Source organism: Microcoleus sp. Pol8_D6 (assembly GCF_036700965.1).
GTDB lineage: Bacteria > Cyanobacteriota > Cyanobacteriia > Cyanobacteriales > Microcoleaceae > Microcoleus.
This window is the reverse complement of record NZ_JAUBPW010000048.1, coordinates 1-23,276: the sequence shown is the minus strand read 5'-3', so window position 1 is coordinate 23,276 and position 23,276 is coordinate 1. Positions and strand designations below refer to the sequence as shown.

At 47.7% G+C, this 23,276-nt stretch carries 19 protein-coding genes; 14 read left to right on the top strand and 5 right to left on the bottom strand.

What is annotated here, in order from left to right:
• Window positions 1–297 precede the first annotated feature (297 nt).
• A complete protein-coding gene (locus QUA10_RS19070) occupies window positions 298–1,500 on the top strand; it encodes a hypothetical protein (protein ID WP_333084585.1) in 1,203 nt (400 codons plus the stop codon).
• A gap of 126 nt (window positions 1,501–1,626) precedes the next feature.
• Here the strand turns inward: QUA10_RS19070 and QUA10_RS19065 are convergent, their stop codons facing one another.
• Window positions 1,627–2,211 carry an endonuclease dU gene (locus QUA10_RS19065; protein ID WP_333084588.1) on the bottom strand — a complete coding sequence of 195 codons (585 nt, stop codon included), beginning with the start codon at window positions 2,209–2,211 and terminating at the stop codon, window positions 1,627–1,629.
• Window positions 2,212–2,309: 98 nt separating this feature from the next.
• Between QUA10_RS19065 and glpK the strand changes: the two genes are divergently transcribed.
• The 6 genes from glpK (at window position 2,310) to rpmA (ending at window position 6,495) form a co-directional block, all read left to right on the top strand.
• Window positions 2,310–3,797, top strand: coding sequence for a glycerol kinase GlpK (glpK, locus tag QUA10_RS19060; protein ID WP_333084589.1), 1,488 nt, complete (start codon window positions 2,310–2,312; stop codon window positions 3,795–3,797).
• A 74-nt stretch (window positions 3,798–3,871) separates the two neighbouring features.
• Window positions 3,872–4,240, top strand: a complete 369-nt coding sequence (locus QUA10_RS19055; RefSeq protein WP_333084591.1) for a c-type cytochrome — start codon at window positions 3,872–3,874, stop codon at window positions 4,238–4,240.
• A gap of 230 nt (window positions 4,241–4,470) precedes the next feature.
• A complete protein-coding gene (locus tag QUA10_RS19050; RefSeq protein ID WP_333086340.1) occupies window positions 4,471–4,971 on the top strand; it encodes a DUF3122 domain-containing protein in 501 nt (166 codons plus the stop codon).
• A 325-nt stretch (window positions 4,972–5,296) separates the two neighbouring features.
• The gene (locus tag QUA10_RS19045; protein WP_015176895.1) at window positions 5,297–5,512 is read left to right on the top strand and encodes a hypothetical protein; all 216 of its coding nucleotides are present in this window, start codon (window positions 5,297–5,299) and stop codon (window positions 5,510–5,512) included.
• A gap of 263 nt (window positions 5,513–5,775) precedes the next feature.
• A complete protein-coding gene (rplU, locus tag QUA10_RS19040) occupies window positions 5,776–6,168 on the top strand; it encodes a 50S ribosomal protein L21 (RefSeq protein WP_333084592.1) in 393 nt (130 codons plus the stop codon).
• Window positions 6,169–6,195: 27 nt separating this feature from the next.
• Window positions 6,196–6,495, top strand: a complete 300-nt coding sequence (gene rpmA / locus QUA10_RS19035; protein WP_190738131.1) for a 50S ribosomal protein L27 — start codon at window positions 6,196–6,198, stop codon at window positions 6,493–6,495.
• 301 nt (window positions 6,496–6,796) lie between these two features.
• On the opposite strand, the gene thiS is transcribed toward rpmA, so the two are convergent.
• Window positions 6,797–7,009, bottom strand: coding sequence for a sulfur carrier protein ThiS (thiS, locus tag QUA10_RS19030; protein ID WP_015176890.1), 213 nt, complete (start codon window positions 7,007–7,009; stop codon window positions 6,797–6,799).
• A gap of 100 nt (window positions 7,010–7,109) precedes the next feature.
• On the bottom strand, window positions 7,110–8,192 hold the full coding sequence (locus tag QUA10_RS19025; RefSeq protein ID WP_333084594.1) for a thiamine phosphate synthase: 1,083 nt from the start codon (window positions 8,190–8,192) through the stop codon (window positions 7,110–7,112).
• A 222-nt stretch (window positions 8,193–8,414) separates the two neighbouring features.
• Here QUA10_RS19025 and QUA10_RS19020 point away from each other — a divergent pair, with 222 nt between their 5' ends.
• Window positions 8,415–10,292: a DUF1565 domain-containing protein gene (locus QUA10_RS19020; protein ID WP_333086339.1), complete on the top strand. Its 1,878-nt coding sequence runs from the start codon at window positions 8,415–8,417 to the stop codon at window positions 10,290–10,292.
• Between the two features lie 608 nt (window positions 10,293–10,900).
• On the opposite strand, the gene QUA10_RS19015 is transcribed toward QUA10_RS19020, so the two are convergent.
• Window positions 10,901–11,578 carry a peptidoglycan-binding protein gene (locus QUA10_RS19015; protein WP_333084596.1) on the bottom strand — a complete coding sequence of 226 codons (678 nt, stop codon included), beginning with the start codon at window positions 11,576–11,578 and terminating at the stop codon, window positions 10,901–10,903.
• Between the two features lie 263 nt (window positions 11,579–11,841).
• On the opposite strand from QUA10_RS19015, the gene QUA10_RS19010 reads away from it, so the two are divergent.
• From QUA10_RS19010 to QUA10_RS18995, 4 genes are all read left to right on the top strand, one after another.
• Window positions 11,842–13,770: an SdrD B-like domain-containing protein gene (locus QUA10_RS19010; protein WP_333084597.1), complete on the top strand. Its 1,929-nt coding sequence runs from the start codon at window positions 11,842–11,844 to the stop codon at window positions 13,768–13,770.
• Window positions 13,771–13,857: 87 nt separating this feature from the next.
• Complete coding sequence (locus QUA10_RS19005) at window positions 13,858–14,025, top strand: hypothetical protein (RefSeq protein WP_333084598.1); 168 nt, start codon at window positions 13,858–13,860, stop codon at window positions 14,023–14,025.
• Window positions 14,026–14,315: 290 nt separating this feature from the next.
• On the top strand, window positions 14,316–16,772 hold the full coding sequence (locus tag QUA10_RS19000) for an SdrD B-like domain-containing protein (protein WP_333086338.1): 2,457 nt from the start codon (window positions 14,316–14,318) through the stop codon (window positions 16,770–16,772).
• Window positions 16,773–17,159: 387 nt separating this feature from the next.
• Window positions 17,160–18,020, top strand: a complete 861-nt coding sequence (locus QUA10_RS18995; protein WP_333084600.1) for an SDR family oxidoreductase — start codon at window positions 17,160–17,162, stop codon at window positions 18,018–18,020.
• Window positions 18,021–18,643: 623 nt separating this feature from the next.
• On the opposite strand, the gene QUA10_RS18990 is transcribed toward QUA10_RS18995, so the two are convergent.
• The gene (locus QUA10_RS18990; RefSeq protein ID WP_333084601.1) at window positions 18,644–19,672 is read right to left on the bottom strand and encodes a hemerythrin domain-containing protein; all 1,029 of its coding nucleotides are present in this window, start codon (window positions 19,670–19,672) and stop codon (window positions 18,644–18,646) included.
• Between the two features lie 392 nt (window positions 19,673–20,064).
• Here QUA10_RS18990 and QUA10_RS18985 point away from each other — a divergent pair, with 392 nt between their 5' ends.
• Window positions 20,065–21,330 carry a pitrilysin family protein gene (locus QUA10_RS18985; protein ID WP_333084602.1) on the top strand — a complete coding sequence of 422 codons (1,266 nt, stop codon included), beginning with the start codon at window positions 20,065–20,067 and terminating at the stop codon, window positions 21,328–21,330.
• A 255-nt stretch (window positions 21,331–21,585) separates the two neighbouring features.
• Window positions 21,586–22,854, top strand: a complete 1,269-nt coding sequence (locus QUA10_RS18980; RefSeq protein WP_333084603.1) for a pitrilysin family protein — start codon at window positions 21,586–21,588, stop codon at window positions 22,852–22,854.
• The last annotated feature ends 422 nt before the right edge of the window (window positions 22,855–23,276 follow it).

The window sequence follows — 23,276 nt, the reverse complement described above, 5'->3', positions numbered from 1 at the left end:
TCTAAAAGAGGACTAAGGAATGATTCAGTCCTCTTTTAGAGGACTTGTGCTATTAGACAGGGAATTCATTCCCTGGCGGACTGCTGGGTGAGCGGGAGGACTGGCGGACTAAAAGCTTAAGTTGACACCAATGGTTCCTGCCCAACCCCTACTACTCATAAGAAAACTCAACTGTTTGTGTTTGTGGAACAGGCATCTTGCCTGTGCTCGATCGCGATGCCAGATAATAAGATCATCGGAAATCCTAAGTTTCGAGCTTGTAGCTAGATTTGACTCTCACTTTAAATCTGGTGCGCCGTGAAAAGAAATCTATCAGCCATTAAAAAAGCTTTACAGTTTGGGATTAGCGGTGCTGTCGGCGGTTTCGTCGGCAATCTCATCACCGAACCTTTCATGCAGGGGCTCACTGGTTCGGAATCTGTTTTTGACAGTGTATTTTCTACCGCTCGCTGGTTTGGGTTGGTAGGCGGTGGCATTGCTACTGCTATTATGTTCGGCTATTATTACTATATCAAAGGCAAACCTCAAATTAAACAGGCTTTAAAAAATGGCGGATTGTTTGGTTTAATAGCAGGAGCCATTTCTGGGGCGATCGCCGAAGGTATTTACAGCGGAATTGGCGATGGAAACAACGAATTATTACGAGTAATTTGCTGGGGAATAGCTGGCAGTTTATTAGGACTGGGACTTGCACAGCGGATTCCTAATTTGGGAGCGCTTCGCGGCACGGGAGGTGGCGGTGTTGGAGGTGTTTTGGGAGGCTGTTTGTTTATTCTGTTTGCTTACAATTTGTCCGGTACTGTCGGCCGTTTAGCTGGCTGTGCTGCCATCGGTTTTTGGATTGGAATTATGCTAGTTGTAGCTGAAACTTTGTTCAACAAAGCTTGGCTGGTAATTAGTTACGATACGGGAGCAAATCGCACTCTCACTCTGGGTTCCGAACCAGTGACTTTTGGTAGCGATGAAAACTTGTCTATTATCTGCATTCCTAATGTTTCGCCCTTGGCCATGCGGTTTCAATTGGAAGCAGGTCAAATTGTTTGCGAGAATGTTGATAGCGGGGCGGTGAGTTATTTGCGATCGGGCGACCAAAAAAGAATCGGCAACTGTACAATTACAGTAGGAAACTCTGACTTGCCAGCCCCAACAACGGCAAATATTCCGCCTATCTTTATATCAGATCAGCCCCCAGTAAATTCTTTTACTAGCAGCCAATTTTCTCTGAAATTAGGCAGTAGAGTTATTCCTCTGAGTGCGGGAACTCAATTATTCACCTCTGACATACCGAGTTTAACAGCCGCAGCATCTAACGGTCTTGTAGCTATAGTCACTTCTCGATCGAGAAACGAGCTTTCGTTAGGATTGACTAATTTGTGCGATCGCGCTTGGTGGGCTACCGACATTCAAGGTGATATAAAAATGGTAGAACCTGAAAGTACCTTGACTTTGGCGTTGGGAACTCAAATCGAATTCGGTGAAATTGACGGCGAAATTGTGTAAGTAAAAGAGTAGAAACTGAGATATTGCACCATTGTCAATAAGTTTTTCATGGGCGAGCAGGATGCCAATCCCACAAGAAAATTTCCTCTTTGTGGAACGGGCATCTTGCCCGTTATTAACAATAATTCAAGCAGAACTGCTGCTAACTCCATTAATTACCGCCGCACCAATCAAATGAGCTAAACGCAAAGCTTCAGGAACTTTCCCAGTGTCTGTCAAACGCTGAAGCACAAGCGCAATTACTTCTGGTTGTTCGCCGCAAACTTGAAAAAAGAAAGGTTCAAAAGCGTGAATTTTCCCAGCGCGGCGCAACAATTCTAAACGGTATTCAGAGTCGGGTAAATGACCGAGAGCTTTTTCAATAGCAGCTAAATCTGGTTGGCGGCGCATGACAGCAACGCAAGGAATTTGCAGCCGCGATGCTAACTCGGGAAGGTCAATAATATTGAAGCCGCCGAAAGCAATTCCGTCCAGCAAAACCAGATGCAATTGTGGTAAAAATTTGCCTCCGATGAGTAGCCCAGAAATGGCATCCGTGGCATCTAATCCGTCGGGGAGGACTTGTCCCCACACCATTCCTTCAAATCGAGTTCCCCCGCAGACTATGCCCGCGATCGACACCAGACTGCCGCTTGTACGAGAAAACGGAGCGTCGTCAAAGCCAATAACCTTAATTGTGCGATCGAGCCTGAGCAAATCTACCAGTTTCAACTTGTGGAGTTCCCTAAACTAAAGTTTTTGAGATTACCTTGTGTTTTACATAGTATCATATACGTTAAATAGCTCATTACTAAAAAGGTTTTAAACAATTGGCAAAAAAATACGTAGCAGCGATCGACCAAGGAACCACCAGCACCAGATTTATCATATTCGATCGCCGGGGACAGATAATTTGCAGCAACCAACAAGAACACCAGCAAATATATCCCCAACCAGGATGGGTCGAACACAATCCCGATGAAATTTGGCAGCGCACCCAAAGCGTGATTAAAAATGCCCTCGAAATCGGCAATATCGACCCGAAAGATATTGCTGCACTCGGTATTACCAACCAGCGCGAAACTACAATTGTTTGGAACAAAAACACTGGCAAACCTTACGGCAATGCGATTGTTTGGCAAGATACTCGCACTCACCAAATTTGCGAAAAATTAGCGGAGTTTGAGGGCAAAGATCGATTTCAAAAACGATGCGGTTTGCCGTTGGCTACTTATTTCAGCGGACCGAAAATTAAGTGGATGCTGGACAATATTGCAGGATTGCGGGAAGCTGCAAATCAAGGGGATGCTATTTTTGGCAATGTCGATTCTTTTCTGATTTGGCACCTGACTGGCGGCGTACATATTACCGATGTTACCAACGCCAGCCGCACGATGCTGATGGATTTGCAAACCCTTGATTGGGATGCCGAAACTTTGGAAATAATGGCAATTCCCCGCCAGATGCTGCCAGAAATTCGCCCTTCGAGTCAAGTTTTTGGAACTGCAAAAGGATTGTTAGATGGTGTTCCGATTGCTGCTGCTTTGGGCGATCAGCAAGCCGCCCTCGTCGGGCAAACTTGTTTCAGTCTGGGGGAGGCGAAAAATACTTACGGTACGGGCTGTTTTATGCTGCTGAATACCGGTGAGGCGATCGTCCCTTCAAAGCAAGGATTACTAACAACAGTCGCCTACAAGATGGGGGAATCGCCCGCTGTGTATGCTTTGGAAGGCAGTATTGCGATCGCCGGAGCTCTTGTGCAGTGGCTGCGGGACAATTTGGGCATCATCAACACATCTGCAGAAGTAGAAACATTAGCAAATACAGTCGAAGATAGTGGGGGAGTTTACGTTGTCCCGGCATTTTCGGGACTCTACGCACCCTATTGGAAAGACAGCGCGCGGGGAGTAATTGCAGGTTTAACTCGCTACGTGACTAAGGCACACATTGCCCGCGCAGTATTGGAAGCTACAGCGTGGCAAACGCGGGAAATATTGGACGCAATGAATCAGGATTCAGCAGTGCAGCTTTTGTCTTTAAAAGTAGACGGAGGAATGGTGGGAAATCACACGCTGATGCAGTTTCAGAGTGATGTTTTGGGAGTGCCTGTGGTGCGGCCTGTGGTAGCAGAAACTACTGCACTCGGTGCGGCTTATGCGGCAGGTTTGGCGGTTGGTTTTTGGAGTCAGCTAGCCGAATTGCGGGAGAATTGGGCGGTGGATTGTACTTGGGAACCGAAAATGCCGATCGCACTTCGCGAGCAAAAATATCGCTTTTGGAAAAAAGCAGTTTCCCGCACCTTCGATTGGGAAGAATAAATCGCTGAGTTAACCCGAAAATGCGTATTTAGTGATATCATTAAATCCAGCACTATTTTTCAAATTGCAAATAAATGATTTCGCTAAAGAACTTAAAAAAAATTCTCACCGCCTTTGTATTGATACTGACACTGGCATTTGTAGAAATCGCTGCTAATTCCCAAATGGCGATCGCAGATACAGCTACAAGTCCCACTGCAGCCGAAGTCTTCAGCGCCAACTGTGCAGGCTGTCACATCAACGGCAGCAACATTATCAGGCGCGGCAAAAACTTGAAACAAAAAGCATTAAAAAAATACGGCATGGATTCCATCGCCAATATTTCCAGCTTAGTAACCAACGGCAAAGGTATTATGCCCGCTTACAAAGATCGTTTATCTGAACAACAAATTATCGATGTTTCAGCTTACGTGCTATCCCAAGCTGAAACCGATTGGAAATAAACCAGACTATATACATTGTAAGATCAGGTTTAGCGCCTAACTTCAGCAAACGAAGTCGAGATATAATGTAGGGGCAGGTTGAGCGCGTAACTTGGTCATAGATGAATAATTTTTATACAAAACCTGCCTGCTTCTTGTCTTCTATTGTTCATCCCTTAATAATCTCAATACAAACCTGTCCTTTTTTCTAGTTGTTGCTAAAAAATGTAAATTATTGGAGGTATTGAAAGTTGAAAAAATATTATTGTTGGCGTAGAACTTTAACTGTCATTAGCTTGTGCTTGTATCTAATCTTAGCTGTCAGCGCGCCCGCTTTCGCCTCCATTCACAAATATCCAGAAACTGCCGAGACAGTAATGTTCCGATCCGTACAAAGCCTGCGCGATACTGATGACAAAGCATGGCAAGTTGTTTTGTACAAGCGAGTAAAGTCGGGAGTAGTAAAGTCTTTAAATCTGAGATTAGTAGGATTTCCCGCAACAGAATTGCAGCACCCGGTTCCGCTGAAAGTTGCGGCGGGAAAGCGCGAAATTGGCAATGCTAATGATATTTGGAACGAGTCGGGTTTGCCAATGAATGTCGGAGAATACGATTTCAAATCAATAATTACACAATTGGAAAGTAATCGACCTTTACTGTTGAATTTGCCCCTGAAAAATCAAAATGATACACAATTGCTGGTTCCTCCTTTTGCTGTCAGAGAATGGCGACTGTTGTTAGACAGAAACTAAATATACCAATTTAATCGCACTCTACATTTAAAATCCATACAATTTGCAATGTTACAAATCGCTATGTTTTAATTCTGCCTTAAGGTAGATTTAACGTAGTTGAAGGATAATGTTCTCTGACAAAAACTAAATATACCAATTTAATCGCACTCTACATTTAAGATAGCTACAGTTTCATCGATGTATCAAAAATAACTTTATTTACATAGACCTTAAGGTAGATTTAACCTATTTTAAGGGTAATTATGAAACAAACTAAAAGCTGAGTTAGTCTGGTGACAAAACTTCAGTGTTTTAACGTAGGTGTATTCAGGGTAAATCTACTATGACTTTAATCAGTAAAATTGTCCGAAAAGCATTGGCAACAGGTTACTTAACGGTTGAGGCAGAAGAACAGTTGCGACAGCAGTTGCAGATGACTAAGTACGGCTTAGAAGATTTTGAGGCTTTTATTAATTTGCAAAAAGAGGTGATGGAGGGTAGGGTGAAACAGCAAGCTTTGGAATTGTTGCGATCGCGCAAATGTTCTGCGACGGCTTAAATCCAGTTCGATCGACCTTTTGGAGAAAGGGGATAAAAAGGTTACAGCATCTTGTATTTTTATCCCTAATTAGAAATTTCCGGGGCAATCGAACTTGACAAAAACACCCTAGTCAGCAATAATAGTAGATTGTCTGTCTAAATCCGGCTCGGATCAGGTTAAGACATTCCAAAAGCTGGAGAGCAGTCAGCAGTCAAAAGTCCACAACGACCAATGACCAATGACTCATCAGCTACCTGTACGGCAATCTCAACAACCATCCCATGACTTACGCAATCATTGAAACCGGCGGCAAACAATTTCGGGTAGAACCAGGCCGCTTCTACGACATCGAACTGCTTCACATTGAAGCTGAATCCAAAGTCACCATCGACAAAGTATTTCTGATCCAGCACGAAGGCGAGGTTCATATCGGCCAGCCTCTACTAGAAAATGCCACGGTAGAAGGAACGGTTCTACGGCATTTCCGGGGCCGAAAAGTCCTCGTCTACAAGATGAAGCCGAAAAAGAAAACTCGGAAGAAAAAAGGGCACCGTCAAGAAACAACTCGCTTTATGATTGACTCGATTAGCGTCAACGGTACAGTCTTAGCCGCCAGAGACTTAACTCAAGCAGTTGTCGAAACTCCCCAAACCGCCGAAACTGATTCAGAATAAAACATAGTAAATACAGTTGAGGATATTATGGCCCACAAGAAAGGTACAGGCAGTACACGTAACGGACGCGACTCTAATTCTCAGCGTCTGGGTGTCAAAAAGTACGGCGGTCAAGTTGTCAAAGCTGGCAACATTTTGATCCGCCAACGCGGCACTAAAGTTCACCCCGGTAACAATGTTGGTATCGGCAGAGATGATACTCTGTTTGCCATGATTGACGGTGTGGTGACTTTTGAAAGAAAAGGCAAAACTCGCAAGAAAGTCAGCATTTATCCTGTTGTAGCAGCACCTGTGGCTGAACCCGTGGCTGAAGCTGTCGCAGTTTAATTGCGATATTTTGCGGCGTTCTTTAAGTCTCTTTTGTTTGTCTCAAAGTCTCGATCCCCCCTAGCCCCCTTCTTAAGGGGGGGACAAGATTTTTCTCAAAGTCCCTGTTAATTAACGGGGATTTAGGGCAAGATTTTTCTCAAAGTCCCTGTTAATTAACGGGGATTTAGGGAGACAAGAGTCTTCTCAAAGTCCCCCTTCTTAAGGGGGATTTAGGGGGATCTAGACTTGAGGGCAAGCGACATTCCTAGGTTCTGCCAATGGGTGACAATTTAAGGCTTAATTTGTCACCAATTTGTGGCTAGCCTCCTCCGACAATTGTCACAACTTCTAAGATGTCGCCCTCTTGCATCTGTGTAGTTTCCCAAAATTGTTTGTGCAGAATTTCCCCGTTGTACTCTACAGCCACCAAGCGCGGGTTTAATCCCAATTGTTCTAGTAATTTTGGTAACGGTGTGTCGATCGCACAATTGCGGGTTTCTCCGTTAACTTGCAGCGCAATTTGATTTATCATAAGTAAAATATCAGTTTTCAGGGCGGGTTTTGTAACAAAATTATTATATTTGATGCACAGATTTCCTGTGCTAAACCCGCCCTACAAATCCCCAATTAACCTAGCTTTTTCCGTGCAAAGCTTTCTGAGCTTTAAGATTCTGCATCCGAATCAACTGCGAGATGAAAAACTGCGTTACTAAAGTAGGCTGTTCTGCTTCCATAATCGCGCGTACTGCGGCAACCCTTTGAGCTCCGGCATTCAATACTTCATCGAGGTTGTTGATATCAATTCCGCCGATCGCAAACCACGGAATCGGCGACTTATCAGCAGCATACCGCACATAGTCCAAACCCGCCGCCTGTTTATCAGGTTTAGTAGGAGTGGAATAAACAGGCCCAACTCCAATGTAGTCGGCTCCCTCTTCAATAGCTCGCTGCATTTCCTCGCCATTCGTAGTAGAACGACCGATGATCCGTCCGGGGCCGAGCAACTTGCGCGCTTCCGCCACAGGCCAATCTCCCTGCCCTAAGTGTACGCCGTCGGCATCCGCTGCAATCGCCAAATCCACGCGATCGTTCACAATCAGCAAAGCATCGTAGCGGTGACAAAGTTCGCACAACTGGCGCGCATTAGCCAGCTTTACCCCGTCGTCTGAGCTTTTGTCGCGGTACTGCACCAAAGTCAGCCCGCCTTGCAAAGCAGCTTCCACGACTCCCATCAAGTTGTCTCTCGGCGAAGTTACAAGGTATAACTGCGATCGAAGTAACTGCTGGTAGCGCCGGTAAGCCAGCAAATCGCTTTCGAGAGTATAAACCCGATAGCGCATCTGCTTAAAAGCCGCGCCCATATTCCGATCGTAAATTTTGCCATACTCTTCGAGTACCCGCAGAGCTTCTTCCACCCGACAGAAATTCGCCTCCAGTAGCTGCTGAATGCTCGAACGCTGCTCTTCCTGCGGGTGAGTCAACTCCGTACCCGGATCTGCCGGCGTATCCCTAGCACTGCGAAGTTCTGCGACGTGCCAAGCAGCCAATTCTTGACGCAGTTGCTTGCACTCGCCAGCTAAATCCGAGCTGTTGAGACCAAACCTGCACCATTCTTCAATAATTCTCAACCCTTCGCGCGATCGATCTAAATTTGCATCTAAAATCCGGCAGAGGGCTGGCTGTGCCGGTAAAGTTCTGTTTTGTTTGTCGGTCATTCAGAACCACCCTAATTATAATTAATTTTACCAGTCAAACCGCTACATTGTCCCACGCCGTCAAGATCGTAGCAAAGCAGGCGGCTTAATTTTGGCATAAACCAATGTAAATTCGACAATATTTTTTTAAGTTTTATTGAATTCGATGAAAACAAAGCATAATAGATCAAACTTGATGAGAGTGGAATCGTTAAACTGCATACCACACTTGGGAGGAGAGCCGTGAGGTTAGCAGAACAACACAAAAGATTAAGGGAGAACAACCCAAACAGGCGGGCGTATTTAAACTTCGATCGCGAAAACCTGACACGAAACACCGGAGGCGAAACTCGGCTCACAGATAAGTTGCGTTTTTTTATGCTAATTTACTCACAACCGACCTGGTGCAAAGAAAATCGATCGCAAAAATCTTGTTTGAGTTCTTGCCTTCTGCTCGTCTTTGCGATGACCGCCCTTTGCAACCCTCAAACATCAGTTATCGCTGCCGGGATACCCGGAGTGCAGCTACTTTCTCAGACCCTAGAGAGCGAGATTAACATACTGTACGTCAGCTCCACGGGCGGCAGCGACACAGGAGGCAACGGCAGCGATCAAGCTCCGTTCAAAACCCTTACCTACGCCTTAAGCGTCGCCCCGCCCAAAACAGCGATTTTGCTAGCGCCCGGTACTTACAGCGAGCAAACCGGCGAAAAATTTCCATTAATGCTCAGGCCCAGCGTGACAGTTCAGGGAAATCCCAACACTCGCGGTCAGAATATTCTCATCAAAGGCGGAGGATACTTTATCAGTCCGACTTCGGCGGGTCAAAATATCGCGATTTTAGCCGCAGACGGGGCGGGACTCAGCGGGGTGACGGTGACGAATACCAACTATCGCGGTTACGCTTTGTGGATCGAATCGAGTTCTCCGACGGTTGTTAACAATACTTTTTCTGGCAGCACTCACGACGGCATTTCGGTAGTGGGTACTTCAAGGCCGACGATTGGCGGGAATGTTTTCTCGAAAAATGGAGCTAACGGCATTACGATTTTTGGCAGTTCCCAGCCGGAAGTTCGAGATAATGTGTTTGAAAACACGGGATTTGGGGTGAATGTAGCGCAGAACGCTTCGCCTCTGCTAATCGGTAACAAAATTACTCGCAATAAAGATGGCGTGGTGGTGCAAGCTAATGCTAGACCTGTGCTGCGTAACAATTATATCGAGAGTAATCGCCGGGACGGAATTGTGGCGATCGCGAGCTCTCTGCCGGATTTGGGAACTGCAGCCGAACCGGGGGGCAATGTCATTCGCAACAACGGTCAGTACGATGTCAACAATGCGGCAAAAGGTCAAGTAATCCCAGCTTACGGCAATCAATTGTCGAGCAGCCGGACGACGGGATCGGTTGATGTGGCGGGAACTTTTACACCGCCGCCAATGGGGGGAAGTGCTTTGCAGCTAACGACCGATCGACCTCCCAGCATCGGTGGCCCAGACACTTCTCTCCCCGCTTACACTCCCGGCCGGCTAAGTCCCAGAAGTGAAAGAGCGCCACTTCCCCCGCCTGCGCCAGTTTCAATGCGATCTGTGCAAAATCGACCCGCACCGCGAAGCGCCCAGTTGCAGCAAGAACTTTCTCCGAGGAATGCCACTGCTTCATCGGTAGCCCAAGGGGCGATCGCAATTCCCGTGCCCGATCCGAATTATCGATCAATTTCGGAAAGTTCGGTACAGCAACCAATGATTCCTCCCAATTTTGATAGTTCGAGTTCGGTTTCTTCCGAGGGTAGATTGCCGGTTCCGGGTCGCAACATTCCGATAGGAAGGGGTGGCTATGTACCTGCACCTTTAGCGGGGAATTCTTTGCCCGATGCCGAGGATAATTCGCCGTCATTCGATCGAGCCAGAGCTTTGGGTTTCCGGTATCGAGTTGTGGTGGATACCGACAGTTGGCGCGATCGACAAAAAATGCAATCCCTCGTTCCCGGTGCTTTTCGCTCTTTTTCCAGCGGACGACCGGTGATGCAAGCCGGTGCTTTTCGGGAACTCGAAAAAGCTGAGGAATTGCTACAAATGCTCAGCGCTAACGGTTTGAATGCTCGAATTGAAGAAATTAAATGAAATGGTCATTAGTCATTAGTTAACGGTTGACTGTTGACTGTTGACAGCCAAAGACTGCTGACTACTTCAAAAAAATCTCAAAATTTTAGGGCCTAGCATATCGGATGCCAGACCCTAAAAAGTTTGTAAATTAAGTTGATTCAAGTGGGTTTTTAGTTCTGCTGAGTTTCAGCAAACTACAACTAAGGTGGACTTTTTGGCAACTACTCTGTAGACGAGCTAGCTATCAGCGGAGTCTATTCAGACTTCTGTGTTTGACTGTTGTGCGATCGCAACTTTTGATTAATCCAATAGCCTCAAGCTATTTAACAAATCTCGATCCCAATGTCAACCTTTCTTTGCTAATAAGCTACACGGTTCAGGCGTTGCCTGCGGACTAGAGCCGAGCGGGACAAATACTCTAATTCCAAGTTTTTTATCCAAGTTTTTTGTGCTTCTTGGTTTTGCCCCTCATGCTTTTAAGTTAACACCAACTGCGCGCATAAAAACACTTTGTTTACCAAACTTGACACTTTTTGATGTGATGAAATACTTCCAAAAGCGATTATTAACAATTTGTACGATCGCCCGATCTCGCAACGTGCATAGCCGGCCGTTGTCGCTTGCTTTCAACGCAGCAGAGCTTCCCAAGTTGCGCGGCCGACAATGCCGTCTGCTGGCAGTTGATATTGTCGCTGAGCCGCCTTGACAGCAGCTTGAGTTTCCGGGCCAAACACGCCGTCAGCACTCACCCGCAAAAATCCCTTGGCCCGCAGCCGCTCTTGCAAATCTCTGACTGCTTCCCCCCGCATTCGTCTTCTCAAAACCGGAAAATTTGTTGGCTGCCCTTGGGGGTTGATCTCTGAGTTGTCGGCAGTTACAGGATCGTTAGCGATCGGGTTTTCAAGCGCGCTCGGAGTCGCAGGAAACAGCCGGTTCCAAGTATCTTGACCGACTATTCCATCGGGAGGCAGACCTGCTGCTTCTTGGAACTGAGACACAGATCTAGCGGTGCTTTGTGAGAAAATCCCGTCTACAGTGTCAGCGTAAAAGCCCAACAATTGAAGAGCAGCTTGGAGTTCGATCACTTCTGAGCCGCGGCTGCCCAATTTGATTGCGGGGCGGACGATCGCACCTGTTTGAGCGATCGGGCTGTTGCTGTTACTCTGTTCGGAGGTAGGTAGCTGTGCGACAGCAGGAGTAGGGGCGATCGAGCTCATTGCCAATAAACCGCACAAACTCCAGCCGAAGAGCAAACTCGGAACCTCGCGGGCTTCATTCCAGCTTGCTGTCAAGTTTTGGGACATTGGGAATTCGACCTCTGCAAAACTGGTAGCGATCGTACATCAAATCTGGAAAAAATTGGGAATTTAGGCATAGGGAATTGGGCATAAGGCATTAACTGACTCCCTGGCTATGTCTGCGAACCAGTTAATCAAAACTCACAACTTTTCCCCCCTTCCCTTTCCTAAAAATAATTTATCCTCTCAAATAGCTGCAATTGGCAAAAAAACTGCTAGATTGCCCTACAGAAAACATTGAACCGCGTTCATTGGGCCCCAGCAACACCATGTCCGAATCCACCCCCACCAGAATTGCCAGCCAAATAGACATCGGCAACGTCAACATCGGGAACTTCCAAGTCGGCAGCATCAGCGGCACTAAATACAACGATTTTAACGCCAACGGCCTCCCTGATCCCGGAGAAGTCCCCATTCCCAACTGGCAAATCTACCTCGACCTCAACAACAACGGCCAGCCAGAATTTAACGAACCTTCCACCGTCACAAACGCCCAAGGCAACTACATCTTCGCCAACCTGCCACCGGGAACTTACCAAGTTAGGGAAGTCCAGCAGCCGAACTTTCGCCAAACTACCCCAAATCCCGCACCCATCACGATTACCAGTGGCACAAATGCTGGCAATATCAATTTTGGCAACAACTTTAACGCAGGGACGATCGCAGGCACAAAATTCAACGACATCAACAGCAACACCCTCCGAGATCCTGGGGAACAAGGGCTAGCTAACTGGCAAATTTACCTCGACCTCAACCGCAACAACAGGCTCGACGCCGACGAACCTTTTACTCTTACAAACGTTGAAGGCAATTACGCTTTTGTCAATATTCCCGCCGATACATATTTGGTGAGAGAAGTCCAGCAACCGGGTTTTCTTCAAACCACGCCTGACCCCGGCCCGGTTAACGTTACTTCCAACACCACTGTCAACAACATCAATTTTGGCAATGTCTTTTTTGTCGGCAGCATCAGCGGTGTCAAGTTCAACGACCTCAATGCCAACAGCGTCAGAGACGCGACAGACCCGCCTCTGGCAAACTGGCCAATTTACCTCGACCTCAACGGCAACAGCAGCTTTGATCCGGGCGAACCCAATACCATCACAAACCCCCAAGGCAACTACACTTTTGCCAATGTTTCTTCCGGCAGATATTTGGTGAGGGAAGTTCAGCAACCGGGATGGGTACAGACTACGCCAAATCCAGGCCCGATCGACATTACCGGCAATACCAACGCTGTCGGCGTCAATTTCGGCAACAATTTTCCTACCGGCAGCATCAGCGGCTTCAAGTTCAACGACCTCAACGCTAACGGTATCAACGAACCGACGGAACCGAGAGTTGCCAACTGGCCGATTTACCTTGATTTCAACAACAACGGCAGTTTAGATCCGGGCGAACCTTCGACTTTAACCAACCCCGAAGGTAATTTCTCTTTTATCAATTTGCCTCAAGGAACCTATGTGGCGAGGGAAGTCCCGCAGCCCGGTTTTCGACAAACCACGCCAAATCCGACTCCGATCACCGTGGGCAACGGCACAAATGCCACTAATCTCAGCTTTGGCAATGTATTGGTGACTGGCACCATCAGCGGTGTGAAATTTAACGATTTTAACGCCAACGGCCGCCTAGATCCTGGGGAACCCCCGATCGCCAACACTCAAATTTATATCGACCTCAACAACAACAGCAGTTTAGATCCGGGCGAAGCGAGTACCTTAAGCGACCTTCAAGGCAATTACAGTTTCCGCAATGTTCCGGTAGGTAGTTATGTTGTCCGCGAAGTTCAGCCGCCCGGTTTCATTCAAACGACTCCGCCTGCGGTGGTTGTTGTCTCGGCAGAGATTGGGGCTAGCAGCATCGATTTGGTGACTGGAGAGGCTGAGGGTAGGGCAGCTAAATCCTTGAAGGGCGACCCGTTAACGGATACCAACAGCTATACGGAACCAGAACCTGCAGGTAATATGGGGGCGGATAGCTTGCTTTTGAGCCAGGGTCGTGATAGTGATCAAATTAGTAAATTTTTGAGTGATGGATTTTTTGCAAATTTAGGCAATATTCCTAACTTTGGGCAACAGAATGTCGGTCTGGAGCCTAATGCACAAGTTGGTAATTTTGTCAATACCAATGAATTAGATAATGGGGTGATCGCTGACTGGTTTGTGCCGATGGGTGTGAGCAATTTCCCGGTTAAGTAGGGTGAGACAAAGCTCGATCGCCCCGAATCCCAAACCGCAGATAAAAATTAGGAAGAGGTTAAAGGGCGATCGCGTGATACCCTATTGTTGGCAACCTCCAAAGTCAAGCCAGAGTTCCGGGAAGCCCAAAGCTGGCTTGTATATGAGGAGCAAGATTCAGAGACAGTATCATACCTGTTTTTAGGAATTATCAGACAATTCCCCAAGTGCGATCGCCCTCGTGGCATGGTCGCTCAAGTCACCGAGGTGCAGTGAGTTTTAACGTTGTTCCAGCTCAAAACAGCAAGTGTCCACGGGCAGAAGAACTCCGGGCGCAAATCTTGAAGATATTGCGCTCAAATTGCCACAGCTATTCAAAACCTGATATAATCTCGTGCGACAAAGCTGGAGTAAGCCTGATGTTAGATGAGGAACCTTCGAGCAACGTAGACGTATGTATGATTGAGTAGCGATCGTCAGTCGCTAGCAGCAGCTAACTGCTGATTGACAAAGTGATACAGTAGCCTGTAGCTTACGTAGATTTAGGTGTGAAGGAACAGAAAATCATGGCAGAAAAAAGTGCTAGTCAGGTAACTCCTGTATTATTTCCAGTAGTGTTACCGCCAACCATCAATTTTGGCAACGCTCCTGCGGGTATCCAGGGTACCAAGTTCAACGACCAGAACCTCAACGGCATTCGAGAGCCCGGCGAACCGGGACTCCCCAACGTCCAAATCTTTATTGACACCAATAACAACACCACGGTCGATCCAGGTGAACCCTCGACGTTGACAAACCCCAGCGGAAACTTCATATTTCCAGGCTTGCTTCCAGGCACCTATACAGTCAGGGAAATCCCGCCAGCCGGTTTCAGCCCGACAACTCCCAACCCAGTCGTCGTCACCCTCGCGGGCACTAATGCCACAGTGTTGTTCGGCAATGGTCCCGTCCCGGAAGGTCAGATTATTGGCTGCAAATACCTCGACGTAGACAACGACGGCTTTCGAGACGGGAGTGAACCCCCGATGGAAAACGTCAGAATCTATATCGATGCCAACAACAACGGTCAGCTAGATACAGGGGAACGCACTACCTTAACCGATAGAAACGGCGAGTTCCGATTCACTGGTTTGTCGGCTGGGCTGTACCGGATTCGGGAAGAGCGCGCCAACGGGCCGGGCACTGAACCGTTAGAAAGAGATTTTCCCCAAAGCACTCCCCCCGGAAGCACCCCCCTGCTTGACGTGAACCTCGGCCCTGGGGAAACCTGGGCCTGCGCTCAAGTGGGCAACACTCCCCTGTACGAAATCCCGATCTTCAAATTCCGGGACAACAACGCCAACGGCATACAAGACTCCGGCGAAGTTGCCCTGGAAGGCATCCCGTTCATCCTCGATTTGAACCGGAACGGCAGGACAGACGCGGGCGAACCGCGACTGTTAACTGGGCCTGATGGTAGGGCTACCTTCAGAGATTTGAAAGCTGGCAGCTACTCAGTATTGGAAACCTTTGAAACATTCATACCCAACCAGCCGCCAATTGCAACTACGCAGAACCCGGTAGAAGTCACAGCCCCCGGGCCCCAATCGCGGCAGCAGGGCACGCTGCCTTTCATAGTCGCAGATAATAGTGTTCCAGGCGGCCAGCGGATCGTTGCGGCGAACTTCCCGCCCCCGTTCCCGCCGGTCAACCCGGAACCTGCAGTCTTCTTCACCCCGATTTTGGTAAATCCAGGTAGCGGTGCTGTCGGGAATACGCGCCCCAACATCACGGTCTTCAAATACAACGATCAGAACGCTAATGGTCGTTACGAACCGGCCAACACTCTACAGGAAGTGGGCATTCCCGGCATCACGGTCTACCTTGATGCCAACGACAACGGCGCCCTCGACACAGGGGAACAGTCGCTAGTAACTGATGCCAACGGGCGCGGTGCTTTCACTAACCTGGAACCGGGCAATTATGTGGTTCGGGAAGTGCCCCAAGCTGGTTTTAGTCCTACTACTCCGGATCGGGTGCAGTTCAACCTCAGCACTCAAGATGCCAACGTTGTCTTTGGCAACACCCCCAACAGCCGCATCACTGGGTGCAAATTCCAAGACTTGAACGGCAACGGCTACCGAGACGGCTTTGAAACGCCGATCGCAGGGGTCACAATCTACCTCGACAGCAACGGTAACGATGCCCTTGATGCCGGAGAAGCAAGTACCGTCAGCGATCAGTTCGGCCGCTGGGAGTTTGGCAATTTAACCCCCGGTATTTACCGAGTCCGGGAAGTGGTGCCTTCCAATTCTTTCCAAACTACTCAACCACTCGACATCGTTTTGGGCGCAAACCAAACGTTTACTTGTGCTTTGGTGGGCAACGGCCAGTTCTTTAACTATCTCGGAGGAAAATTTCGGGACGACAACCGCAACGGCCTTCGAGATGAGGGCGAACCTCCTTTGGAGGGCATCCCGTTCACCTTGGATTTCAACAACAATGGTCGCTACGATCCTGCTACCGAGCCTCTGGTGAGGAGTAATGCTCAGGGCGAGGTTCTGTTCACCAATTTAGCTCCGGGTACCTATTCGCTCTTGGAAGTTTTCAACGCTCCGGGCGTTGCCAACCCGTTCCCCATTCCGACAGGGCCTAACCCTGTTACGTTCTCGGTGCCGGGGCCAAATACTTTTGTAACGCCGATCGTGCCGGCGCCAGTACCGACGGAACCAGAAAGAACGGATAATAGCATCGATCCGGTGACTGGTGGCACCACGGGTGTGGTAACTGCTTCTAGCCTCTCCGATGTCCCCGATGCTCTGCTCGACGGCGGCATTTCACCCGGTCCTACCGCTAACCCCAACAGCTATGGCTTGCTCGCTCCTGAGACTGGTGTTAGCAGCCCTGTTAACATCAGCGAGTTGCAAAACTCCGCGCATAACCTGGTTATATCGTTTTTAGAACAGCACGGTCTGCTGCAGCAATCTCAACTAACGGTGGGCGCTCCACCTTCGACAGATCCAACTCTTAACTTGGGTTTCTAGTTTAAGACTTAGCAATTAGCAGCTAGCTTTTTTAAACTGCACGTCAAATCATGTTTTGGCGTGCTTTTTGCTGTTTTGACAATAAGACAATAATTAGAGGCTCGCGGGGCGGGTTTATGGATTTCTTTAATTACCGGAAATATTTTTCGTTAAACCTGCCTCTACAACAAATATATCCCGATGCTCCAAGGGGCGGGTTTTACAGAGAATTTTTGAGGAAAACTCACAATTTATATAAACCCGCCGGCCACAATCATGGGTTCGGGGGGCGGGTTTATTTATCTCTTTAATTACTGTCTTTAGTAGTAGAGGACGATCGGCAAAAAGAGCGATTCCCCGCCTCAAGAAAACCTTTATTTATAGAGGTAGAAGGTAGAGGAATATGTTATGCCAACTCAACAACAAACCAATCCGGCTCAACATCAAGAACAGCAACCCGGTATTGAATCGCAAATGACCCCGCAACCCCAATCCTTTGCAGAGGGATATCGCGGTAGCGACAAATTGCGGGACAAAGTAGCCTTAATTACCGGCGGAGACAGCGGTATCGGGCGTGCAGTGGCTCTTGCCTTTGCCAAAGAAGGCGCGAACGTAGTCATCAGCTATCTCAACGAAGATGATGATGCCAAAAAAACCAAAGAGGCGATCGAACAACAAGGCCGGCGCTGTATTGCGATCGCCGGCGACATCGGCGACGAAAACGTCTGTCAAAACCTTGTAGAACAAACAGTTAAAGAATTCGGACACCTCGACATTCTTGTCAACAACGCCGCCGAACAGCATCCCCAAGAAAGCATTGAAGATATCACCGCCGAACAATTAGAGCGCACCTTCCGCACCAACATTTTCTCAATGTTTTACCTCACAAAAGCCGCTCTCAAACACCTCAAAGAGGGAAGTGCAATTATCAACACTACCTCTGTCACCGCCTACAAAGGCAATCAACAATTATTAGATTACTCCTCCACAAAAGGAGCAATTGTTGCCTTTACCCGCTCTTTGTCTCAAAGTTTAGCTGAGAAAGGAATTCGCGTCAACGGAGTCGCCCCCGGCCCGATTTGGACGCCTCTAATTCCTGCAACTTTCCCTGAAGAAAAAGTGGAGAAATTTGGTGCAGACACGGCCTTGGGACGCGCCGGTCAACCCGATGAAGTTGCCCCTAGTTTTGTGTTTTTAGCTTCAAAAGATTCGTCTTACATGACGGGTCAAATTTTGCATCCCAACGGCGGATCTGTGATTAACGGGTAGATTAGGCGCGAGTTAATATATAAATAACCGCATTTTGTCGGAGAACTTTCACCCACAACCTCTGACTATAACTCACAATCTAAATAAACCCGCCCCCACAACCACGTTACCTAGGGCGGGTTTATTCATTTTTTTAGTTATATTCAATCTGCTAGCATCATCGGGTGTAACATACAGTCAACACTGATGCCCACTTAGCTTCGCCGAAGGGTCAACAATCACGGACGATGCCAACGAAATTGATACAATTAATCTGCGTTAATCTGTGTTGATATGCGCCCTCATCTGCGGCAAAAAAAAAGAATTGCTGAACCGCAGATGACAAGGGATTGACGCTGATTCACGCAGAGGTCGAGAATAGATAGATAAATAATTCCGATGCTATAGCAGTCCTAAATCATTTGTGAATTTCTTACTCCCTCCCCAAGGCATCGGGGAGGGTTGGGGTGGGGTAAAAAATTTACGACTCCTGCAAGCATTGCTATAACAGATTTGATATTAGTTTGTGAACATAGGTGACGTTTATACAAAACAGTCATCCCGCTACGTGGGTAGCGGGATTGATAGGTTGCAGTTTAGCTAGTTTTGAACCCAGCTAGAGCTACAATTAGCTCGCTGCGGAATTAGCTCATGTTAGCCATTTCTTGCTGCATCGTGCTTTTGGCTGCTTTGAATTGAGTAGCCATTTGTTCCATTTGTGCTTCGCTCAGGTTGCGGCGAATTTGAGGGAACATATCGTTTTCTTCTTCTTTTACGTGATCCTGAACTGCTGTTTGGAGCTGTTTGATTTGGGCTTTGAACTCAGGAGAACTGGGGCTCATTGACTTAATCTTGGCGAGCATTTGCTTCATTTCTGCTTGCTCGTCATACAGTTCTTGAGTGTTGCTGTAGTAGCTGCGAATTGCTGGGTAAACAACTTGTTCTTCGGCTTCGGCGTGAACGCTAAGGTCTTTGTAAAGTTGACCGAAGAATTCTTGTAGTTTTTGAGGATCGTCGGTGCTTGCGATTTCCATAAATAGGGTATCGGCTTTGCGGTGATCCATTGAGATGATTTCGGTGATGTTCATCTCATCTTTGCTGCGGGTAACTGCACCGCCGATGATGCCGGTCATGGCTGCCATTGCATCTTGTACGCGAGCCCAAACGCCTTGGTCGGGGTCTTTGCCGGTCAGTTCGCGCACGCCTAAAATTTCGAGAACTCCTTTGAGTTGTTCTTGGTGAGCACGGTTCTCAAAGTTAACTGTGTTGAGCGGGGTAATGGCAGCTTCGATGTCGGCGCCAACTACTTGGGCGGCTTTGTGAATTAACAAGCCGGCCATTGTTTGTTTGTGTTTGAGCAGTTCGTGCTGGCTGACTTTTTCAAACATGGTGAGTTCAGAACCTTGCATGAGTTTCTGAACTTCTTCAATCATTTTTGTGCTGGTTTCTTTGGGTTCGGCTTGAATGCCGTATTGCACGATCGTAGTTTCTAATACGCCCAAGTTTTTGCGATCGTCTTCGAGCATATCCCGGAAGCGCTGGGCTAGTTCGGAGTCGTTGCAGGAATTGATGAACAATTGCTCGTTGGCGATCAACAGGTTTTGCAGCGCTTTCATGTCTGCTAATTTAGTTGCGATCGCTTGGCGCTTGGTATCTTCTAGGGTAGCTACCATCTGTCGTTTCTCCTCTCAATGTCTTTAGTGTTCTTACATCTCTTAATTTATTGATATATTCTGATAACATCCTCTTTCTCCCGACTGATTCATTAATATCCCGCGCAACCTATTGACTTTTAAACCAAGAAATGATAGTTAATTAAGGCTAAGGTCGTTTTTTAAAAAAGCAAAAATTACCCTTAATAACTGCTAACTGACCACTGACAACTATTAAGTGACAACTACCAACTGACAACTGCCCACTGATAACTGCCAACTGCCAACTGCCAACTGCCCACTGCCCACTGCCCACTGACAACTGACTTTTGTATCAATTAATCCCGATCGCAGAGCTGTAAAGCGCTACCATAGTTGCAGCCGAAGTTAACTAAAGTTTAAGAATAACTAGCTTGTCTCAACTGCTCACTGCTTTAGAGTTCCCAGCCAATGTCTGGAAGCTGAATAATGGGTTAACGGTCATTCACCAGCGGATTTCGGCCACACCGGTGGTCGCGCTAGACGTGTGGGTGAGGGCTGGCGCTACGCTGGAGCCGGATTCTTGGTCGGGAATGGCTCATTTTTTAGAACACATGATATTTAAAGGGACGGATTCGATCGCCCCTGGAGAATTTGACCAAGTAATCGAAAATCGCGGCGGTGTCGCCAACGCAGCTACAAGTCACGACTACGCCCATTTTTTCGTCAACGCTGCGGCCGATTATTTAGCAGAAACAGCGCAGCCACTGGCAGAATTGCTGCTGCGGGCTTCGATTCCGGATCAGGAATTCGATCGCGAGCGAGATGTGGTGCTAGAAGAAATCCGCCAAGCTCAAGACAATCCCGATTGGCTCGGTTTCCAAGCCATGATGGAAACAGTTTACCAGCGGCATCCCTACAGGCGATCGGTACTGGGAACGGAAGAACTGCTGATGTCCCGAACTCCCTACGAAATGCGCTGTTTCCACCGATCGCACTATCAGCCGGAAAATATGACTGTGGTGGTAGTGGGGGGAATTGATGAACAACAGGCCAGAGATATTACGGGGAAAGCATTCGAGCAGTTTTCGGATCGGTGGGATTGTCCCAAATTAACCGCAGAAGCGGAACCGCCACTGATAGAAATTCGCCGTCAGGAACTCTGTCTCCCCCGATTGGAACAAGCGCGGCTGATGATGGCCTGGACGGGCCCGGGAGTTGAACACTTGCAAAGTGCTTGCGGCTTGGATTTGCTGTCGGTGTTGCTTGCAGACGGGCGGACTTCGCGTTTAGTCAGGGAACTGCGGGAAGAATTACAATTGGTAGAGGCGATCGAGAGCACTTTCTCGTTGCAACGGGAATCGAGTTTATTTACTATCAGTGCAGTCTTGGACGCGAAGGATATTGAAGAGGTGGAATCTCGGATTTGCGATCGACTTTGGGAATTGCAGTCTGAGCCGGTTTCCGAGGTAGAATTGCTTCGCTGTAAGCGTTTGCTGTGCAACGATTTTGCTTTCTCGCTCGAAACGCCGGGACAGTTAGCCGGTCTTTACGGATATTACAATACGATCGCCACTGCAGAATTAGCGCTTAGCTATCCCACCAGGATTAAAGCATTTGGCCCATTAGACCTTCAGCGCCTAGCTCAACAATATCTTTCTCCCCGCCGCTATACAGCCGTGGTACTCAAACCAATCTAATAACGGTTGACGGTTGACGATTAATTGAAAAAAGGTAAGAGAAGACTTGCAGCTAAAATAGCAAGAGCGATGGTTACATTAAGTCATCATCGTTTTAAGCATATTAAGCATATGTCATACAAAGTAGATTTAGGTGGATTCCTAGATTTACCGGGTTAAATGTATCTGTTACTGTGGTCAACAATCAACAGCGAACAGTCAACAGCCAATAGCGAACAGCCAACAGTCAACAGTCAACAGTTAACAAAGAATTCAATGAAAAATGAAATCCAGCGCACGGTTTTAGACAACGGTATTGTTGTCTTAGCAGCAGAAAATCCAGCAGCAGATATTATTGCAGCTAGGATATTCCTGCGGGCCGGCAGTCGCTACGTGCAGCCGGAACAAGCAGGATTGTGTCACTTGCTGTCGGCGGTAATGACTAAGGGAACCGATCAACTGTCTTCGCTGGAAATTGCCGAGCGTGTAGAATCGGTGGGAGCGAGGTTGAGTGCCGACTCTACTACAGACTATTTTTTAGTGAGTTTGAAGACGGTTTCTGCGGATTTTGAGGAGATTTTGGAGTTAGCGGCGCAATTGACCCGATCGCCCAATTTCCCGGAAGCTGAAGTCGAACTTGAACGCCGCATTGCCATATCGGCAATTCGATCGCAACAAGAACAGCCATTTGCGATCGCCTTCGAGCAATTGCGGCACGCTATGTACCAGGAACACCCCTATGCTTTTTCTCCCTTGGGCACGGAAGCTACCATGTCAAAGCTCACCAGAAACGAGCTCGAACAGTTCCACAAAACCTATTTCCGTCCCGATAATGTAGTTATTTCGGTAGCCGGCAGAATATCCACCGAAGATGCGATCGCCCTGATTGATCGAACTTTTGGGGACTGGAAAGCGCCTTTAACACCCCTGCCAACTTTAACCGTCCCCCCCCTGTCACCCTCCCCTGAATCGGTCGTTACAGCGCAAGATACGCAGCAATCAGTGATTATGCTGGGCTACCTGGCACCCTCGGTCAGAAATCCCGATTACGCAGCGATTAAGTTGCTGAATACTTATTTGGGTAACGGTTTGTCGAGCCGATTGTTTGTGGAATTGCGGGAAAAGCGGGGCTTGGCTTACGACGTTTCCGCAGTCTACGCAACGCGCTTGGACACGGCTCAGTTTGTCGTGTACATGGGTACGGCGCCGGAAAATACGGCGACTGCTTTTGAAGGATTGCGCGCAGAAGTCGATCGACTCGCCAAGACCGAACTAAGCGAGGAAGAATTGCAAGCTTGCAAGAATAAAATGCTCGGTCAATATGCTTTAGGAAAACAAACTAATTCGCAAATTGCCCAAGTTTTAGGCTGGTATGAAATTTTGGGATTGGGAATTAAATTTGACCAGCAATTTCAAGAAGAAATTGCACAGGTGACAGCTTCAGAAGCGCGGGATGCTGCTAAGAAATATTTTGTAGAACCGTATATTTCTTTGGTGGGCCCGGAGGCGGCGATTACAGAGTTGGAAGTGGCGGCTGTTTGTTGAGTATGAAATTGGCGATCGAACTTTTGAAAAGTTCGATCGCTGCGATCGCAGATAAAAAGACTTTTCGCTTAACAATTTTTTGTGTTTTACGATCGCTTTTAACCTTTCCAAACTCAACAACAAAGCCAACTATTATTGCTGGTATTATCGAGAACTGGAACCGACCACCTCAACGAACTTTTCCTGCTAGTATAACGTTTAGGTTGAGCGGTTACAAATAGCACTCGTAGCACCACCAGCAACTTTCAACAATCCGCTCCAACCGAATTGTTAGGTTGCGCCGTTAGCTTAAGGATTCCACGATCCGCCTTTGCTAAATAGACAGTAGGTGTAAATCGCTAGACATTATACCAATTTCCTAAAATAGTGCTACAGTTAGTAGGTGTACCTTTGGTGAATTAGTACCCAAATATAAAGAATAA